17 protein-coding genes and 3 pseudogenes are annotated in these 18,459 nt (G+C 67.1%); 12 read left to right on the top strand and 8 right to left on the bottom strand.

All coding sequences use genetic code 11. The features are described 5' to 3' along the window. Window positions 1-39: 39 nt before the first annotated feature. Window positions 40-1,353 (top strand): TadE/TadG family type IV pilus assembly protein, encoded by a 1,314-nt coding sequence (locus ACFE87_RS21630; protein WP_375461734.1) that lies wholly within the window; start codon window positions 40-42, stop codon window positions 1,351-1,353. Between the two features lie 349 nt (window positions 1,354-1,702). Here the strand turns inward: ACFE87_RS21630 and ACFE87_RS21625 are convergent, their stop codons facing one another. Then, window positions 1,703-2,029, bottom strand: coding sequence for an NIPSNAP family protein (locus ACFE87_RS21625; protein WP_375461733.1), 327 nt, complete (start codon window positions 2,027-2,029; stop codon window positions 1,703-1,705). A gap of 203 nt (window positions 2,030-2,232) precedes the next feature. Between ACFE87_RS21625 and ACFE87_RS21620 the strand changes: the two genes are divergently transcribed. Together ACFE87_RS21620 and ACFE87_RS21615 are read left to right on the top strand one after the other, a co-directional pair. After that, window positions 2,233-2,430: a hypothetical protein gene (locus ACFE87_RS21620; protein ID WP_375461732.1), complete on the top strand. Its 198-nt coding sequence runs from the start codon at window positions 2,233-2,235 to the stop codon at window positions 2,428-2,430. Window positions 2,431-2,838: 408 nt separating this feature from the next. After that, the gene (locus ACFE87_RS21615; protein ID WP_375461731.1) at window positions 2,839-3,048 is read left to right on the top strand and encodes a cold-shock protein; all 210 of its coding nucleotides are present in this window, start codon (window positions 2,839-2,841) and stop codon (window positions 3,046-3,048) included. A gap of 156 nt (window positions 3,049-3,204) precedes the next feature. Here the strand turns inward: ACFE87_RS21615 and ACFE87_RS21610 are convergent, their stop codons facing one another. Together ACFE87_RS21610 and ACFE87_RS21605 are read right to left on the bottom strand one after the other, a co-directional pair. Continuing rightward, window positions 3,205-4,392, bottom strand: coding sequence for a sensor histidine kinase (locus tag ACFE87_RS21610; RefSeq protein ID WP_375461730.1), 1,188 nt, complete (start codon window positions 4,390-4,392; stop codon window positions 3,205-3,207). Continuing rightward, on the bottom strand, window positions 4,389-4,829 hold the full coding sequence (locus ACFE87_RS21605) for a response regulator (protein WP_375461729.1): 441 nt from the start codon (window positions 4,827-4,829) through the stop codon (window positions 4,389-4,391). Before ACFE87_RS21605 ends, ACFE87_RS21610 begins: the two co-directional genes overlap by 4 nt. 439 nt (window positions 4,830-5,268) lie before the next feature. Here ACFE87_RS21605 and ACFE87_RS21600 point away from each other — a divergent pair, with 439 nt between their 5' ends. The 9 genes from ACFE87_RS21600 (at window position 5,269) to ACFE87_RS21560 (ending at window position 14,213) form a co-directional block, all read left to right on the top strand. Next, a complete protein-coding gene (locus ACFE87_RS21600) occupies window positions 5,269-5,583 on the top strand; it encodes a metal-sensitive transcriptional regulator (RefSeq protein WP_375461728.1) in 315 nt (104 codons plus the stop codon). A gap of 62 nt (window positions 5,584-5,645) precedes the next feature. After that, on the top strand, window positions 5,646-6,623 hold the full coding sequence (locus tag ACFE87_RS21595; protein WP_375461727.1) for an NADPH:quinone reductase: 978 nt from the start codon (window positions 5,646-5,648) through the stop codon (window positions 6,621-6,623). 71 nt (window positions 6,624-6,694) lie between these two features. Beyond that, on the top strand, window positions 6,695-8,335 hold the full coding sequence (locus tag ACFE87_RS21590) for a flavin-containing monooxygenase (protein WP_375461726.1): 1,641 nt from the start codon (window positions 6,695-6,697) through the stop codon (window positions 8,333-8,335). Continuing rightward, window positions 8,332-9,309, top strand: coding sequence for an alpha/beta hydrolase (locus tag ACFE87_RS21585; protein WP_375461725.1), 978 nt, complete (start codon window positions 8,332-8,334; stop codon window positions 9,307-9,309). Before ACFE87_RS21590 ends, ACFE87_RS21585 begins: the two co-directional genes overlap by 4 nt. 150 nt (window positions 9,310-9,459) lie before the next feature. Next, window positions 9,460-10,719, top strand: coding sequence for an ABC transporter substrate-binding protein (locus ACFE87_RS21580; RefSeq protein WP_375461724.1), 1,260 nt, complete (start codon window positions 9,460-9,462; stop codon window positions 10,717-10,719). Window positions 10,720-10,817: 98 nt separating this feature from the next. Beyond that, on the top strand, window positions 10,818-11,723 hold the full coding sequence (locus tag ACFE87_RS21575) for a branched-chain amino acid ABC transporter permease (protein WP_375461723.1): 906 nt from the start codon (window positions 10,818-10,820) through the stop codon (window positions 11,721-11,723). Beyond that, a complete protein-coding gene (locus ACFE87_RS21570; protein WP_375461722.1) occupies window positions 11,720-12,730 on the top strand; it encodes a branched-chain amino acid ABC transporter permease in 1,011 nt (336 codons plus the stop codon). The genes ACFE87_RS21575 and ACFE87_RS21570 overlap by 4 nt, the downstream gene beginning before the upstream one ends. Then, the gene (locus tag ACFE87_RS21565) at window positions 12,730-13,497 is read left to right on the top strand and encodes an ABC transporter ATP-binding protein (RefSeq protein WP_375461721.1); all 768 of its coding nucleotides are present in this window, start codon (window positions 12,730-12,732) and stop codon (window positions 13,495-13,497) included. The genes ACFE87_RS21570 and ACFE87_RS21565 overlap by 1 nt, the downstream gene beginning before the upstream one ends. A 2-nt stretch (window positions 13,498-13,499) precedes the next feature. After that, window positions 13,500-14,213, top strand: coding sequence for an ABC transporter ATP-binding protein (locus ACFE87_RS21560; protein ID WP_375461720.1), 714 nt, complete (start codon window positions 13,500-13,502; stop codon window positions 14,211-14,213). Window positions 14,214-14,232: 19 nt separating this feature from the next. On the opposite strand, the pseudogene ACFE87_RS21555 reads toward ACFE87_RS21560, so the two are convergent. The 5 genes and pseudogenes from ACFE87_RS21555 to ACFE87_RS21535 all read right to left on the bottom strand — a co-directional run. After that, window positions 14,233-14,337, bottom strand: a pseudogene (locus ACFE87_RS21555) (SEC-C metal-binding domain-containing protein); the annotation flags it as partial. Window positions 14,338-14,661: 324 nt separating this feature from the next. Next, a pseudogene (locus ACFE87_RS21550) lies at window positions 14,662-15,129 on the bottom strand (DUF1186 domain-containing protein); the annotation flags it as partial. Further along, a complete protein-coding gene (gene pheT, locus ACFE87_RS21545) occupies window positions 15,126-17,549 on the bottom strand; it encodes a phenylalanine--tRNA ligase subunit beta (RefSeq protein ID WP_375461719.1) in 2,424 nt (807 codons plus the stop codon). The pseudogene ACFE87_RS21550 and the gene pheT, both read right to left, overlap by 4 nt. A gap of 8 nt (window positions 17,550-17,557) precedes the next feature. Then, the gene (locus ACFE87_RS21540; protein ID WP_375461718.1) at window positions 17,558-18,046 is read right to left on the bottom strand and encodes a hypothetical protein; all 489 of its coding nucleotides are present in this window, start codon (window positions 18,044-18,046) and stop codon (window positions 17,558-17,560) included. Between the two features lie 285 nt (window positions 18,047-18,331). After that, a pseudogene (locus tag ACFE87_RS21535) lies at window positions 18,332-18,459 on the bottom strand (phenylalanine--tRNA ligase subunit alpha); the annotation flags it as partial.

Here is an 18,459-nt window from a genome sequence, read left to right as displayed (position 1 = left end):
CCTGCGATCATCCGTGCGTGAGGTGATCGTCCTTTGTCCGTGAAAGCCCTGGTAAGCTGTCTGAATAGGTTCGCCCAGGATTCCCGGGGCGGAATCCTCGTGGTGATGGGTCTCGTCCTGCCCGTGATGGCAACCGCAGTGGCCGCGACGGTGGAATACGGATCGCTTGCCGCGCGACACAGCAAGCTGCAGAAGGCCGCCGACGGGGCAGCATTGGCCGGGGCGCAGCAGCTGCGCCTCAGCAACAGCACGGACACGACGGTGGACAGCATCGTCAAATCGACGGTGCAATCCCTCGCCCCTACCCCGCCCGACAGCGTCACGACGGTCGCAAGCGCGATCCTCGACAAGCGCGCGTCGGTTCAGGTGACGATCCGCGAGGTCGTACCGACGGTGCTGGGCAAGCTCATGAGCCTGCCGACGATGGACCTGCGGGTCGGGGCGACAGCCAGGATCTCCGGCACGACGAAGCTCTGCCTCCTCACCCTCGACGTCTCCATGGGCAAGGCGCTCAATCTCGACAAGGATTCGCAACTCACAGCCAACGGCTGCGGCGTCTATTCAAACTCCAAGGACACGAAGGGCATTAGCGCCGAAAGAAATGCGCAGGCGACCGCCGCGCTGATCTGCTCAGCGGGCGGGGTCGAGAACAAGGGCAGCCTCAGCCCGACCCCGCTCACCGATTGCCCGGCCGTCACCGACCCGCTTGCCTCGATCCCGCGTCCGAGGACACCATCTTGCCTGTCGAGTGTCCGTAAGATTAGCAGCTCACAGACGTTGTGGCCGTGCACGTACACGAAAGGTCTCGAGATCTCGGGTTCGGCCCAGGTCACGATGATGCCCGGCGTCTATGTCTTCGACGACGGGCCGCTGGTCGTGAAGGATACGGCCTCCCTCTCCGGTCAGAATGTCGGCTTCTACTTCACCGGCAATGCCGGTGGCCTTCGCTTCGACCCGGATACGTCCATCAGCCTGACTGCGCCCAAAGACAAAGACATGGTCGGGCTCCTCTTCTTCGAGGACCGAACAGTCTCGGCCCCGGTGGCCCCGCCGCCCGGTCCCAAAGGCGCAGCGCCAGCACCGCCCTATGGGTCGCAGCCGATGCGGGAATACCGCATCACCAGCAACAATGCGCCTACGCTTCTCGGCACGATCTACCTGCCGGCGGGCCGGCTCATCATCGATGCGAGCAAGCCGGTTTCGGACAAGTCGGCCTTCACGGTGATCGTGTCGCGGCAGCTGGAACTGAATAGCGGGCCGAACCTCTACCTGAACACGAATTACGGCTCGACCGACATCCCGGTTCCGGACGGCGTCGGCCCGAAATCAGGGCCCATCACGCTCTCGAATTGAGGTCGCCCGCCGTGTGACCTCCCGAGCGTCGTGGAGGAGCAGCAGGGGCGCGCGTTTCTCGGTCAAAGTCAGTGTCGGGTCGGCCAGTACCTCATCCACGTCGAGATAGGCCTCTACCGGCAGGGCGGCCGGACGGCCGGTCCGGGCATCTCGCACCCTGCGACGTCGAAAGGAGGCAAAGCTGAAGGGTGTTCGTCATCTCCGATCTCCGCAATCACGCCATTCCTCGCAAGGAGGTGGCGAATGCAGCCAAGAACCCGAACGGGACCCCTCCGGCGGGCATCGATGTGGTTCGGCAGGAGGAGGTTTCAAGAGCGTAGGGCCGCGAGTTTGGCGGCCATCGACGAGCTCACGTCGCCTCAGGCCGGGGCGGGCCCGAAGCCAGGCGCAGGAAGATGCGGTCTTCCTTCAGGATGAAGCGCTCCCGCTTGGCAAAGGCGTAATTCTCGCGTCCGAGCGGATCGTCGCGCAGCCGGGACCGGTAGGCTTCGTAGGCGGCCAGGCTCTCGACATGGTAGATGCCGTACGCGGTCGTGGCCGAACCCTCATGCGGGCCGAAATAGCCCACGAGGTCGGCGCCGCAGCGCGGGATGGCTTGGGCCCAGTTCCGGGCATAGGTGTCGAATGCATCGGTTCGGTACGGGTCTAGTTCGTAGCGGATGAAGCAGGTGATCACGGCCGGTCGCCTCCCATGAGTGCCGGACGGAGTTAGGCGGTCACACGAGGAGAATGCTTCGGTCGCGAGCGAAGGGTGGAGGACGATTGCCTCAGACTTCGACCCCTACCGCCGCCGCATGCAAAGGGTGCAACCCTCGTCTGAATTGATGTGCCGTCGCCGGCTCCCGTGATATATGCTGCGGCAAAGCAGGAGAAGGTGCGGTGCAGAACGCGTTCACGTATGAGATCGAGAGCTATGTCGACGAGGAGATCGGCCTGCGTCGCTTCCGCTGGCGCCTGAAGGATCCCGCCGCGACGGATTTCGCCGCGAGCCACACCTTCGCCACCAAGCGGGAGGCCACCAAGGACGCCGAGATCGCTCTCGCGCGGGCCCGCCAGCGCGGCCGTCTGCGCCCCTGACGGCGTCGCCGACCGTTGAGCATGAGCCTCGATCGCGTCCTGCGCGCGTCGAGGCTCGAAGCCGCACGACCGCTTCGTCCGGCCACGCACGGATCGTCCAGCGGCAGCCGGCTGATTCCCGCGATCCTGCCCTTGAGCAACCAGCGTCCGCCCTCAATGGGCTCGGACTGCGCGAGCTAGCACCGACGGGCGTCGTGATTTGCCTAAAATCCTAAGCTTTGCGGAGACCCTTGCAAAGTCGAGCAATAGGGCCTAGGTATAGCTATCGAATTTGGCCGGACAATCGGGCCGTTGCCCTTGGCTCTGCCGGGCGCAGGTTCAGACTTCTCTCCAAAACATCGACCCGCACAATGACGGCGCACATGCGGTGCTTCGTTGCTGACGTGCGTTCAACTGAAAGACGACGACATGACGAACGGTACCGTGAAATTCTACAACGACACCAAGGGCTTCGGATTCATCGCTCCAGATGACGGCGGCAAGGACGTCTTCGTCCATGCGACCGCTCTCGAGCGGGCCGGCATGCGCGGCCTCTCCGAAGGCCAGAAGGTCGCCTTCGACACCGAAGCCGACAGCCGCAGCGGCAAGGTTGCCGTCGGGAATATCCAGGCGCTCTAATTCGGTCGGCGGTTCGCCCGCCTCTGGATTTCGGGCCGTCTCCCTTCGGGGAGGCGGCCCTTTTTTTGGGCGAGCCTCCGCTGCTGAGTCTCAGCGGGCGGATCGCTCCGGCCCCGATCCTCACCGGCGACAGACGCCAGCCTGCCCTCTCGCTACTCAGTGAAGCGCCGCGTGTGCCGGAGGAGGGTCCACGGCCGCGACCGGGAAGGTCAGGGTCCAGGCTGTGCCCCGACCGGCCCTCACCTCGGCCGTGCCCTGTTCCTGTTCGATCAGCCGTTTCACCAGCCCGACCCCGTGGCGCTTGCTTGCCGTCTGCGGCGCAAAGCCGACCCCATCGTCCGCTATCTCCAGGATCCCGGTGCGATCCCGGTGCGTGAGGGTTACCTGGATGGTGCCTGGCCGTCCTGGAAAAGCGTGCAGATAGGCGTTGGACGTGATCTCGGTCATGATGATGCCGAGCGCAGTGACCGTATCGAGTTCGAGCGCCATGGGCTCTGCTTCGCAGATTAGCTTCACCTCGAACTCGCGCCGTTCCTGAAAATCCTGCAGGCTGATGCAGAGCGATTGCAGGTAGGCGCCGAAGTCGATCGTCTGGACGAGCCCGTGCCCGAGCAGGTGATCGTAGATCCTGGCCAAGCTCATGACGCGGCGCGCGATCGCGCGCACGCCCTCCCGGCCGTCCTGATCCGGCATCTCGATCTGCCGGATCAGCATGCCGTAGACGAGCTGGAGGTTGTTTCGGACCCTGTGCTGAAGCTCGGCTGCCAGGACGTCCTTCTCCTCCGAGAGCCGGCGAAGTTCCACGAGAGTGGACTGGAGCGTCGCCGTGCGCTCCGCGGTTCCGACGGCCTCCGCCACCACATTCGCGAAGCCGGTCAGGAAGTTCACGTCGTGCTGGTCGAACGTGTGCGGGATGGTGCAGTCGACCTCGAGCACCCCGAATGGCCCGTTGGCTCCTTTCACCAGGACATCGGCCGTCGAGATGACACCGTGCTCGGCATAGAAGTCGGGAAGTTCGTAGCTGTTGGTCTTCCTGATGTCTTCCAGGATCACGGGCTCACCCGTCACAAAGGCACGGCCCTGGGTGGAGCTTTCGTCGGCCTGCGAGATGACGCGCCCGATCACGCCCGGCTTCCAGCCGTAGCCCGCGACGATCAGCAGGTCGTTCTGCTCCGGCCTGTACCGACAGATCTTGGCGAAGGGCACGTTGAGGCTTTCGGCGCAGACCCGCACGGCCTCCGTCAGAATGCGCTGCAGATCGGTCTCTCCGAAGGCGAAGCTTCCGAAATGCGCCAGCGCCGCCTGCTGCCGGAGCAGCCGCTCGATGGTGTGGACTGACGTCATGCGGCGCAGGGATCCTGGACCGGCGGTTCGCGAAGAAGTTGAAAGCCGCGCGGGAACGAGGACGGGTCAGCCGGACCTCCCGTCTTGATCTCGCGGATGGCCCGGAGCGCCCGGACGAGATCGTCGAGACCATAAGGCTTCTGGATGTAGGCGTCGCCATCCGCCAAGGTCAGAAGCTGGCCCAGCGGGTCCCCGGACACATAAAGTATCCCCATCGTCTGCCGATCTTCGAGCAGCGGACGAATCTCCGAACCGAATGCTCCGTCCGCGAGCCGGAAGTCCAGCACCGCGAGATCCGGCTTCTGGGAATCCGCAATGGTCACCGCTTCATTGACTGTGCGGGCGATGCCGCAGACGTCATACCCCTTCCAGATCAGAAATTCCTCGAGGACATCGGCGAGGATTGCGCTGTCTTCGGCGATCATCACCTTGAGCATTGGCCGCCCCTTCCCCGCGAGGGTTTAGAAGTGGGACACGCGCAGACCACGGACGGGTCACCGACGCCTTGCCTCGGCGACTCAGCACAGGTACAACTCCACATGGAAGATGTCGCATGATTTTCCTATCTTGTAATCTGTGTGAAGTAAAATATCCACTCCGCGTTTGCCGGGCTCACGAAGCAACTGTCGGTTATCAGACCTAACGGGTGATGACCGAAGAGCCCGTCTTGCCGGACGTTGCCGCGCGGTACTGGCATATGCGAGGCGCCGCATGAGAAAGCGCCGGTGCTCGGTACGGCGGGGCCGGACAGCGCCGCCCGGCAGCAGATGGCTAACGCTCGACCCGGGGTCGCAGTTTGGCTGCGGCCCCGTTCAGGAAAGGTCCGCTAGACCGTCGCCGGGCCTGCACCATGCGAGCGGGCGATGAGGGCCGGTGGTGGATAGCAATATTGTCGAGGGCCGGATCGAGCTGAAACGCAGCGACGCCGAGAGGCTGCCGCTGCTTCAGCGACTGAGCCGGATCGAGGGCCAGGTCCGCGGCCTAAAGACCATGATCGAGGAAGACCGATACTGCCTGGAGGAAATCCAGCAGATCAATGCGATCACGGCCGCGCTTCGCGAGGTCGCGCTCCTCATCATCGGCCAGCACGTCGCCGAAGGGGTGCATGTCGCAGTCCGCCACCAGGATGGCGAAGTGGCGATCGAGGACGTCATGCGGATCTTGCAATCGGCCATGCGCATGAGGCGCTGACTCCCAGCCTTGACCCGCAGGGCGTCGCTGGGCAGACGTGCCCGGGCGTCAGGGATATCGTCATGAGAGCGGCCTGGTACCAGCGGAACGGATCGGCCCGCGACACGCTGGTCGTCGGCGAGATGCCCGATCCGGAGGTCGGGCCCGGCGAGGTCCTGGTCCGTGTCGCGGCTTCGGGGGTCAATCCTTCCGATTGCAAGACGCGGGCGGGGTCGCGTCCGATGTTGGCTGCTCGCATTGTCCCGCATAACGACGGCGCGGGAATCATCGAGAAGGTGGGGGCGGGCGTCGCGCCCGACCGGGTCGGGCAGCGGGTCTGGCTGTGGAACGGCCAGTGGAAGCGCCCCTTCGGCACGGCCGCCGAGTATGTGAGCCTTCCGGCCGAGCAGGCCGTGCCGCTGCCGGACGGGACCCGTTTCGAAGAGGGCGCCTGCCTCGGCATCCCGGCACTGACCGCGCTTCGGGCGGTCACGGTGGACGGCTCGCCGGAGGGGCAGCGCATCCTGGTTTCGGGCGGTGCCGGGGCTGTCGGCCATTACGCGATCCAATTCGCGAAGCTCCTCGGGGCCGCGCAGGTGATCGCGACCGTAAGTTCGCCCGCGAAAGCCGAGCATGCGCGGGCCGCCGGCGCCGACGTGCTGATCGATTACCGCCGCGAGGATGTGGTCGGCCGTGTGCGTGACGCTACGGACGGCCGCGGAGTCGACCGGGTCGTCGAGGTCGACGCGGCCGCCAACATGCACCTCGTCCCGCAGGTCGTCGCCCGAGAGGGTCTCTGCGTCGTCTATGGGTCCGGTGCCGCCGAGGTGAGCTGCCCGTTCGGCCCCATGATCATGTCTGGCGCGGCGATCCGCTTCTTCATCGTCTACGAACTCAGCCCGGAGGCGCGCCGCGAGACGGTCGACACCCTGACGGGCTGGCTCCAAGGCGGCCTCGTCCGGCACGCCGTCGCCGCCACCTTCGCGCTCGACGACATCGTCGCCGCGCACGAGGCGGTGGAAAGCGGGGCCGTCATGGGCAACGTGGTCGTTCGGCCGTGACCACGCCATCCCGGGCCCGGACCATGTAACATCCGGCCGCTACAGGCGTGGTGGCGATGGAGGAGGCGACGATGTCCAGCTCAGTCACGGACGTGCAGACCCATGCCTCGCCGGAGGTCCGGACCTATGACGCCATCGTCGTAGGGGCGGGCTTCTCCGGCCTCTACCAGCTGCACAAGCTGCGCGACGATGTCGGCATGTCGGTGCGCGTGCTCGAAGCCGGGGCCGGCATCGGCGGTACCTGGTACTGGAACCGCTATCCTGGCGCCCGCTGCGATTCCGAGAGCTACTACTATTCCTATTCCTTCTCGAAGGAGATCGAGCAGGAATGGGAATGGACCGAGCGCTATCCGGAGCATTCCGAGATCCGGCGCTACCTGGACCACGTCGCCGACCGCCTCGATCTCCGGCGCGACATCCAGCTCGAGACCCGGGTCACGGGCGCGACCTTCGATGAGGCCGCGAACCGCTGGACGGTCCGGACGGATCGGGGCGAGACCTTCGTGGCGCCGTTCCTGATCACGGCCGTCGGCTGCCTCTCGGCCGCCAATGTGCCGAAGCTCCCGGGCATCGAGACCTTCAAGGGCGAGTGGTACCATACCGGTGCGTGGCCGCATGAGGGTGTCGACTTCACGGGCAAGCGCGTCGGTCAGATCGGCACGGGCTCGACCGGCATCCAGGCCGCGCCCGTGATCGCGGCGGAAGCCGGACACCTGACGGTCTTCCAGCGCACGGCGAATTACAGCATCCCGGCCCGCAACGGTCCGCTCGACCCGGCCTTCCAGGGCGAGGTGAAGGCGAATTACGGCGAGATCCGTGCGAAGGCCCGCGCCGCCACGAACGGCCATCCGTTCGACGTCCCGACCCGCTCCGCACTGTCGGTCCCGGCCGAGGAGCGCGAGCGCATTTTCCAGGACGCCTGGGATCGTGGCGGCCTGCGCTTCCGCGCCGCTTTCACCGACATCCTGGCCAGCAAGGAGGCGAACGAGACCGCCTCCGACTTCCTGCGCCGGAAGATCGGCGAGATCGTCAAGGACCCGGAGGTGGCCGAGCGCCTGACCCCGCGCGACCACGGCTTCGCGACGAAGCGCCCTCCGATCGACACGGATTATTTCGACACCTTCAACCGGGACAACGTGCTGCTGGTCGACCTGAAGAAGGAGCCCATTGTCGAGATCACCGAAACAGGCGTGCGGACGACCGAGCGGGAGTACGAACTCGACATCCTGGTCTTCGCGACCGGGTTCGACGCGCTGACGGGACCCCTCATCGCGATGGACATCCGGGGCAGCGGCGGCGTGTCGTTGAAAGAGGCGTGGGCGGCCGGCCCCCGCACCTATCTCGGCCTGCAGACGCCCGACTTCCCGAACCTCTTCACGATCACGGGTCCCGGAAGCCCGTCGGTCCTGACCAACATGCCGGTCGCGATCGAGCAGCATGTCGACTGGATCGCGGACTGCATCCGGCACATGCGCGAGCAGGGGCTCGACCGGATCGAGGCGACACGCGATGCCGCCGGTCGCTGGGGCGAGCACGTCAACGATGCTGCGAACGCCACCCTTCTGCCGCAGGCGAGTTCGTCCTGGTATCTCGGCGCCAACGTGCCCGGAAAGCCGCGCGCCTTCCTGCCCTATGCCGGCGGCATGGCCCGCTATGCCGGCATCTGCGAGGAGGTCGCGCGCGACGGCTATGCCGGATTCGCGATGCGGTGAGCGCGTCCGCGACGCCCATGCGGGCCATCCATCCGGACGTTACGGCTCTCCTCGCCCTCGGCCGCGCGGCCGGCAGTCTGCCCTTCGAGGCGATGCCGCCGGAGGAGGCGCGGCGGGCCTATCTCGCCCGCCGCCTCATGCTCCAGCTCCCGCCAGACCCGGTCGCCGAGCTCCGCGACGTCACGATGGAAGGCCCCGACGGCCTGCTCGCCTTGCGGGTCTATCGCGGCCTGGGCACCGGGCCGGACGACATCCTGCCGTGTCTTCTCTACCTGCATGGCGGAGGCTGGGTGCTCGGCGACCTCGATTCCCATGACGGCATCTGCTGCCGGCTCGCCAACGAGGCGCGCTGCTGCGTCGTCGCCGTTTGCTACAGGCTCGCGCCGGAGCATCCCTTTCCGGCCGCCATCGACGACGGAGCGGCGGCGTTACGCTGGATCGCGGCCGAGGCCGGGTCGCTCCGGATCGACCCGGCCCGGATGGCGGTCGGCGGCGACAGCGCGGGCGGCAACATCGCGGCGGTCCTGGCCTTGATGGGGCGGGACGGGACGGCGCCGGCGAGCGTGGTCCAGGTGCTGCTCTACCCGGCCGTCGATCTGTCCATGTCGGGCGAGAGCTACCGCGTGACGACGGACGGGATGACGATCACGCCGGCAACGATGCGCTACTTCATCGACCATTACGCGCCGAACCCGGCGGACCGCGCCGACTGGCGCGCTTCGCCCCTGAACGCGCCGAGCCTGAGGGGCAGCCCGCCGGCTTTTGTCCTGACCTGCGGCCACGACCCCCTCCGCGACGAGGGCCGGCGTTACGCGGAACGGCTCGAGAGCGAGGGGGTGCCCGTCACGATGCTGGATCTCGGCGACCAGACCCACGGCATGCTGACGCTCAGCAAGGCGATCGGCGCCGTCCACGGCACCCTCCCCTATGTGGCGGCCGCGCTCCGTGAGGGCTGGCGCGTCTCGACGCCCTGAGCCGCGCGGGTCGTTCAACGACGACCCGCACGGCGCCGCCGACCGCCGCCGCGACGGAGCTTGCGCCCGTCCGGCAAATCGCGATGGTAGCGGACAAGAACGCCCGGGATCCCGTCGAGGATCGATGGGCGTCGCATCAGGGAGGAACGCATGAGCGCAGCTTCGGGCGGCTTCAGTCGCCGCACCTTTGTTGGCGGGGCCTTGGCGGGCGCTGCCGTCACCGGCTTTCCCCACATTGCAGGTGCGCAGGCGAAGGCGATCCGGGTCGGCATGCCGACGATCCTGTCGGGCCGCGTCGCGATCCTCGGGACGTCGAGTCGGGCTGCGGTCCAGCTCGCCTTCAAGGAGATCAACGATGCGGGCGGCATCGGCGGGCGCAGGCTCGAACTTATCGATCGCGACTCGAAGGGCCGTCCGGACGAAGCCGCCAAGGTCACGCGCGACCTGATCAACAACGATGGCTGCGAGATCGTCATCGATGGCGAGGCGTCCTCCGGCTCCTTCGCCGTGCACGAGGTGATCCGCGATCTCGGCGTGCTGTGCCTGCACACCTGTTCGGAGACCTCCTCGCTCACGGCCGATCCAAAGCTGCATGTGAAGACGGCCTTCCGGTGCGCCCGGCAGGGCATCCACGATGCGGTCGCGGGCGGAACCTACGCGTCGCAGATCTCGAAGACCAAGGGCCTGAAGCGCTGGATGACGTGCTCGCCCGACTACGCCTACGGGCGCGACAACACGGCCGAGTTCATCGAATTCGCCAAGATCTTCGATCCCGCGATCGAGGTGGTCGACCAGGTCTGGCCAAAACTCTTCGCGCCGGACTACACCGAGAGCATCACCAAGATGCTGCAGGTCAAGCCGCAGGCCGTGTATTCGGCGCTGTGGGGCGGCGATCTCGTCGCCTTCATCGAGCAGGGCAACCTGTATCGCCTGTTTGCCAATGTCGGGTTCTTCTCGGGCGGCCTCGGCGACCCGCCCGTCCTGACCGCGATCAAGCAGCTGCCGCCGGGGCTGAACACCGCCTACCGCTACAACCGGAACTACCCGGCCAAGCCCGCGAACGTCGCCTACGCGGACGGCTTCTTCAAGATCGCCAACCACGAATCCACGAATTGGGGATGGCAGAACTACCTCGCCGCGAGCTTCCTGATCGAGGCGCTGAAGCGGACGAACGGGCGCACCGAGGGCGCGGCGCTGGCCGGCGAGATCAAGGGCATGAAGATCGCCTCGCCCTTCGCGGTCGACGACGTCATCACCATGCGGGACAGCGATCACACGATCATCGGCTATCCGGTGGCCTGGGGCCGCACGATCCCGAAGGCGCCCTATGTCGAGGATTTCGTGCCCGTCGAATGGTCGAAGATCGTCGAGCTCGAGACGCAGTGGAAGAAGAGCAAGGGCTACGCCTGACCGCGCGTTTCTGCAGCCGGCCGGATGGACATGAGGATCGCGCCGGCCCTGCCCCGCGCGCTGGCGCCACCGCGGCCGCCTGACCGGAGAGAGCGACAGTGAACCTCGAGGCGCTCGCGGATTGCTTCTCATCGGGATCCTGCGTCGTCACGCAGGTCTCGACGGCGCTGATCATCGGCATGCTGCTCTTCATGGTGACGTCCGGGCTGTCGCTGATCTTCGGCGTGCTCGGCGTCATCAATTTCGCGCATGGCGCCTTCTACATGCTGGGCGCGTATTTCGCGCTCGCCGCCTACCAGGCGACGAACAGCTTCGTCCTGGCCTTCCTGGCCGGCGCGCTCGGCGTCGGCCTGGTCGGCATCCTGTTCGAGCGCTTCATCGTGAGCCGGGTCTACGGTCGCGACGTGCTGATGCAGCTCCTCGTCTGCTACGCCGTCATCCTGATCTGCGACGACCTCGTGAAGATCCTGTTCGGCGCCGCCTACCAGATGATGGGCATGCCGGAGGCCTTCGCGCTGCCGCCCTTCGAGATCATGGGCGGCTTCATCCCGGCCTATTACGTGTTCATGCTGGCCGCGAGCGCGGCGATCGGGCTCGGCCTCTGGCTCGGCATCAATAAGACACGGCTCGGCAAGGTCGTCCGCGCGCTCGCGATCAACCCGCAGATGGTGGGGGCGCTCGGCGTCAACACGACCCTCCTTTACGCTGGCGTGTTCGGAATCGGCAGCGTGCTGGCCGGGATCGCAGGGGCGCTCGCCGCCCCGATGCGGACGCTGACGCCAGGCATGGGCGTGTCGATCCTGATCGAGAGCTTCATCGTGACCGTGATCGGCGGGATGGGATCGATCGCGGGCGCCTTCATCGCCGCGCTCCTCATCGGCTTCACGCGGGCCTTCGGCGCGATCGGATTTCCGCTCTTCGTCGACGGCATGATGTTCGCCATGATGGCGATCGTGCTCGTCGTGAAGCCGAGCGGCCTCCTCGGCCGGGAACCGGCCCGATGACGAAACCGGGCCTCCTGCGCGACCTCGCCGCGTCAGTCGGCCTTCTCGCGCTGCTGCTGCTCCTGCCGGTCGTCTTCCCGGCCCTGGCCCTGCGCGACTTCCTGGTCTACTTCATCGCCTACGGGCTGCTCGCGATGTCGCTGAACCTGCTCGTCGGCTTGACCGGGCTCGTCTCCTTCGGACATGCCGCCTTCTTCGCCTCCGGCGCCTACGGGTTCGGGCTTCTGATGCAGTCCGGGCGGGTGTCGATCCCGGTCGCGATGCTGGTCACGATCGGCGGGACGGCGCTCCTGGCGCTCGTGATCGGGGCGATCTGCGTCCGGCTGCGGGAGATCTATTTCTCCTTCATCACGCTCGCCTTCCAGATGTTCCTGCACAGCATCATCATCACCTGGGTCAGCCTGACCGGCGGCGACCAGGGGCTGCGGGGCGGGATTCCGCGCCCGCCGGTCCTCGGCTTCGACGTCAGCGCCGCCTCGACGCTCTACGTCTTCTGCGTCCTCGTCTTCGTCGCCTGCATCGTCATCATGCGGCAGGTCTGGCAATCGCCCTTCGGCTACACGCTGCGGCTGATCCGCGACAATCCGGCCCGCGCAAATTTCGTCGGGGTCGATGTGGTCCGGGTGAAGCTCGGGATCTTCGTGATCGCGGGCGCGATGGCGAGCGTCGGCGGCATCGTGCTCGCGCTGTTCGTCTCCGGCGCCTATCCCGAATTCGCCTTCTGGACGACCTCCGGCGAGGCGATCTTCATGATCATGCTGGGCGGCACGCAGCTCTTCCTCGGGCCGCTCGTCGGGGCGCTGCTGCTCCAGCTCCTGAACCACTTCGTGACGATCTACACCGAGTATCACGGCCTCGTTCTCGGCGGCGTCATCCTCCTGATCGTGCTCGGGCTGCGACAGGGCGTGGCCGATTACCTTTTCGAGTGGATCGAAGGTCGCCGTGGCCGGCGAGATCAAGCTGCGGCGACGGAGTCGAACGCCGCCTCCAAGCTCGAGGCGACCTGATGTTGCGGGTCGAAAACCTGTCCAAGTCCTTCGGTGGCGTCACGGCCACGCGCGACGTCACCCTGGACTTCCCGACCGGATCGCTCTCCGCGATCATCGGGCCGAACGGCGCGGGGAAGACGACCTTCTTCAACCTGATCTCAGGGCTGATCCGGCCGGACCGGGGCCGGGTCGTTTTCGACGGCCATGACATCGTCGAGCTGTCGAGCCTGGAGGTCGTCCGGCGCGGGATGGCCCGGGCCTTCCAGGTTGCCTCGCTCTTCCCGAGCCTCACCGTCCGCGAAGCGCTCACGGCGGCGATCACCTCGCATCAGCGCCGCGGCTGGATCCTGTGGCGACGCTTTCCGCTCTCCGGCACGTCGGAACGCGTCGACGAGATCATGGAGCTGCTGGGCCTCTCCGCGAGGGCCTCGACCCTGTCGCGGAACCTGTCGCATGGCGACCAGAAGCTGCTCGATATCGGGCTCGCGCTCGCGATGGACCCGAAGGTCCTCCTCCTCGACGAGCCCACGGCCGGGATGGGGCCGGACGAGCGCTGGCGCATGATCGGCCAGGTGCACCGGCTCTGGGAGGCAAAACGGATGACGGTGCTCTTCATCGAGCACGACATGGATATCGTCTTCAAGATCGCCGAGAGCGTGCACGTCCTCAAATACGGCGCGGTGCTGGCCCAGGGAACGCCCGACCAGATCCGCCAGAACCAGGACGTGATCGACGCCTATCTCGGTACGGACCACCATCTCGCCTCCGCAATCGGGGAGGCGTGAGCGTGAGCGGCCCGCTCCTCGAGATCCAGGGCGCGGACGTCTTCTACGGCGCGAGCCAGATCCTGTTCGGAATCGAGCTCGCCGTCGAGAAGGGCCAGACCATGGCGCTTCTCGGACGCAACGGCGCCGGCAAGAGCACGACCTTCAAGACCATCGCCGGGCTCGCCCCGCCGCGCCACGGCCGGGTGGTCCTCGCCGGAACGACCGTATCGGGGAGGGCGCCCTACCGGATAGCGCGCGCCGGGATCGGCTACGTCCCGGAAGACCGGCAGGTCTTTCCGGAGCACAGCGTCGACGACAACCTGATCGTCGGGGCGAAACGGGGTGCCTCGGGCGAAGACCATTGGAACCGGACGCGCATCTACGAGGTGTTCCCGCTGCTCGCCGGCATGCGGGACCGCATGGCCGGGCGCCTCTCGGGAGGCGAGCAGCAGATGCTGACCATCGCCCGAACGCTGATGGGCAATCCCGACATCCTGCTGCTCGACGAGCCGAGCGAGGGGCTCGCGCCGCTCATCGTCCAAGCGATCGGCGAGTTGATCCGCACCCTCCGCGGCATGGGCGTGACCATCCTGCTCGCCGAGCAGAACATGCATTTCTGCCTCAACATCGCGACGCACGCGGCGATCATCGACAAGGGCCAGATCGTCTACCGGTCCACGATCGCGGAGTTGCGCGACAACGATGCCATCAAGCAGCGCTACCTCGCCGTGTGACGGTCGAGCCGCCGGGGCGTCAGGCGGCCGCGAGGCAGCATTTCTTGTATTTCTTGCCCGAGCCGCACGGGCAGGGGTCGTTCCGGCCGACATCCTTCAGCGGGTTGCGGACGGGCTCCTCGGGCTCGTCCTCCTCGCCATCGTCGGCAAGCCCCCGCTCCAGCTCGGCTACGACATCCTCGACATAGCCGAGGTCCTTGTCCCGGAACCGGGCCAGGTCCTGCGGGTGCTGCTCGGCATCGGCGAGCGTGAGCGCGAACCATTCGGGGTCACTGACGTCGTCGAGAAGCCGTGCATCCGCGCGCGCCACCGCGACACGCTCGGCGAGGTCACGGAAGCCGCAGAGGGCGATCGTCTCCTCCCAGCCGGCCCAGGCCGCGTCCCCGGCGCGGGCCGGGCGCTCCTCGTCGAAGCGTATCAGGAGCGCACGGGCCCGATCCGGCCCGATCCGGCCTGACTGGAGGAGGACCGCGTAGCTGCCGAAGAGGCACCAGCGCACGAACTCGTCGACCTCGCGGTCGAGGAGCACGGCCTCGAGCGCGGTGGCATCGTCGTCGAAGACGCTCGCGACGACGCGAGACAGGGTGCCGCCGAGCGCATCGCCGATCCAGGCGCCGGCCGGATCGTCGGGCCGGCGCAAGAGCCGCATCAGCGGCTGGAACAGCCGCTTGTCACGGACGGCGCCGAGGACGTGAATGCCCCAGAACAGGAGGTTGGCGTCGCGCTCGCTCGGCACCTCGCCGCGGGCCGCCCCTTCGACCAGCGGCAGCACGGCATCGGCGACGCGGCTGGGCGACCGAACCGCCTGGTCGAGCGCCTCAGCCGGCAGGTCGCGCGAGGCCGACAGCGCGGCGACGAGGTCGATGCGGCCGGAGCGTGCCGCCGGGATCGGGTCGTCGTTGTAGGTCCGGCTCACGAACGCAACACCGCGCCGGTCCGTTTCGCGGCCGCCTCGACAATCCGGGCCGAGACCGCCTCGATCTCCGCATCGGTCAGCGTTCGGTCGGTCGGCTGCAGCGTCACGCCGAGCGCGACCGACTTCTTGTCCGGCTCGATCCCAGGGCCCTCGTAGAGGTCGAACACCTCCGTCCGGGCGATCAGCGCCCGGTCGACATTGCCGACGGCGCGAAGAAGGTCGCCGACCGGAACGTCGCGGCCGACCACGAAGGCGAAGTCGCGGGACAGGGGTTGCAGGCCGGAGAGAACCAGCTTCGGCTTGATCTTGGTCGGGCGGTATTTTGGCAGCGGCAGGAGGTCGAGCGTGATCTCGAACACGACCGGCGCGCCCTTGAGGTCGAGCGCGCCCATAATGCGCGGATGCACCTCGCCGAAATGCCCGACGACGCCCTTCGGCCCGAAGGAGAGCGTCCCGGACCGCCCGGGATGCAGCCAGTCCGGCCCATCAGGCGCCACCTGCAGGCCGCCGGCCGGAATGCCAAAGGCTGCAAAGAGGGCCAGCGCGTCGGCCTTGGCGTCGAAGATGTCGACTGCACGGGCGCCGCCGTCCCAGTGCCGACCGGAGCCGCCGGCCCGCGCGGTGCCGCGCCGGAGCCCGGCGGCCCGAATGGTCTGCCCCTCCGGCTGGTCGGAGGAGAAGCATTGCCCGACCTCGAACAGGGCGACGTCGGGGAAGCCACGGTCGGCGTTGCGGCCGGCCGCCTTGAGGAGGCCGGGGACGAGGCTCGGCCGCATGTCGGAGAGGTCGGAGGCGATCGGGTTTGCTAGCTGCAACGCGGGCGCGCCGCCCCCGAAGAGCTTGGCCTCGTCATGCGAGATGAAGGACCAGGTCACGGCCTCGACCATGCCGCGGGCGGCGAACTCGCGCTTGGCGGACGCGGTGCGGCGCTGGAGGAGGGTCAAGATGGGCTTCGCGACCGCCTGTTCGAGCCGGGGCAGCGGCTCCGGCCGGATGCGGTCGAGCCCGGCGATGCGGATGACCTCTTCGACGAGGTCGGCCTTGCCCTCGATGTCGGGTCGCCAGGACGGAGGCAGCACCTTCACACGGTCGCCCGGACCCGCGACCGTGAAGCCGAGTTCCTGGAGGATCACCTTGGCTTCCGGCCGAGGCAGGTCGAGGCCGGACAGCCGCCGGATCTCGGTCCAGGGGAAGTCGATCGGGTGGTCGCGCTCGGGAATGGTGCCCGCGAGCGAGATCTCGGACGGTTCTCCGCCGCAGAGGTCGAGGATCAGCTGCGTTGCGAGGTCGAGGCCCGGGACCGTGAAGGCCGGGTCGACGCCGCGCTCGAAGCGGTAGCGGGCATCCGTGATGATGCCGAGCCTTCGCCCGGTCTGGGCGATGTTCAGCGGGTTCCAGAGCGCCGATTCCACGAGAACGTCCGTCGTGCCCTCGTCACAGCCCGAATGCTCGCCTCCCATGATGCCGGCGATCGATTCCGGGCCGTTCTCGTCGGCGATGACGACGATCTCGTCGTCGAGAGCATAGGTGCGACCGTCGAGTGCCAGGATCTCCTCGCCCGCCTTGGCCCGTCGGACGGTGAGATCGCCCCGGACCTTGGCGGCATCGAAGACATGGAGCGGACGGCCGCGGTCGAAGGTCAGGAGGTTCGTGACGTCGACGAGCCGGTTGATCGGCCGGAGCCCGATCGCCGTCAGCTTGCGCTGCAGCCAGTCCGGGGAGAGGCCGTTCTTGACCCCGCGCACCAGCCGGAGCGCGAAAGCCGGGCAGAGACGGGCATCGTCGCCTTCGAGGTCCAGCTTGACCTGAACCGGGCACGGGAACGTGCCCCGGATCGGCGCGATCCGGTCGGGCTTTAGCCCGCCTACGCCGGCCGCCGCGAGATCGCGGGCAATGCCATGGACGGAGGTGCAATCCGGCCGGTTCGGCGTGAGGTTGATCTCGATCAGCGGGTCGGCGAGCCCGGCATAGGCCGCATAAGGCTGCCCGATGGGGGCGTCGCCCGGCAGGTCGAGGATACCGTCATGATCCTCGGAGAGTTCGAGCTCGGCGGCCGAGCACAGCATGCCGGCGCTCTCGACGCCGCGCACGTTCACGACCGCGAGCGTAAGATTCTTGCCGGGCACGTAGGTGCCGGGCGGCGCGAAGACGGACCGCATGCCGGCCCGCGCATTCGGCGCGCCGCAGACGACCTGGACCGGCGCGCCCGCGCCCGTATCGACGAGGCAGACCCGTAGCCGGTCCGCGTTCGGATGCGGCTCGGCCGAGATCACCGAGGCGACGACATAGGGCGCAAGCGCCTTCGCCTTGTCCTCTACGCGCTCGACCTCGAGGCCGATGCGGGTGAGCGTCGTCGTGATCTCGTCGAGCGGAGCCGCGGTCTCGAGATGGTCGCGCAGCCAGGAGAGGGTGAACTTCATCGACGTGTCTATCTCGGCCGTGACTTGGCAAGGAGGAGAACCGCGAGGGTCCGGCGTGTTGGAAAGTCCAAGTCTTCCAGCAAGGCAATGGCGCCCCGCGCGATTCCGGCGAGTTCCAGCGTCTCGGCTCCGCCGATGGTGAAGTCCGGTGCCGCGTAATCGGCCTTGAATCGGCGTTCCTGGAGGTTCTTGAACGCTTCGCCGACGGCCCTCAGAGTAGGCGCAAGCTGAAGCATCTCGGCACTTTCGAGCGTAGCTTTCAGCTCGGCACGATCCAGGGCTCGGTAGAGCAGGGCGAGCATGTCGGGATCGTGGTCGGGCCCTGACAGCGTGTCAGCACACACAAACGAGAGGGCATGAAAGACGGCGTAATAAGCCGTGCTCACGGCACGGCGTCGGCATGCGTTCAGCTCGACCAGCTTACCCGCCGGACGGCCCGCCAGGTCATCAGCGATGCTCAGGAACTCGTAGACGAGATCATTCGCAAGTCGCGTCACGCTGCCTGCTCGTCCACGGGATATTCCAGATTCAGATAGGGCTGTCGCTCATCGCCGGCGGTGAGCAATGCGTCCCGAAGCGTCACCATAGCGTTCAACGACGCCGTGCTGCTCGGCCTCGCCGCGGTCGGCGGAGGAACACCTTGATGAAGAGCGACCGCTCCCCGGCGTGATCCTCGCCGGCCCTGACGTCGGCCCTCGCAAATGCGTCACCCAGCGCGGAAGCCAAAGCGGTTTGGACGGTCGCGTCCAGTTCGGCCTGCGACAGCATGGGTGATCCCCCCTTTATCCCGTCAGCCCGCCGACCAGCGTCGGCAGATCGAGCGGCCTGAAGCCGTAATGCTCGAGCCAGCGCACGTCCGCGTCGAAGAAGGCGCGCAGGTCCGGCATGCCGTATTTCAGCATGGCGATGC

Origin of the sequence: uncultured Enterovirga sp. (genome assembly GCF_964242715.1) — a bacterium.
In the GTDB taxonomy this organism is placed as follows: domain Bacteria; phylum Pseudomonadota; class Alphaproteobacteria; order Rhizobiales; family Beijerinckiaceae; genus Enterovirga.
The sequence above is the reverse complement of the archived record's forward strand: the minus strand, read 5'-3'. Positions and strand labels throughout refer to the sequence as shown.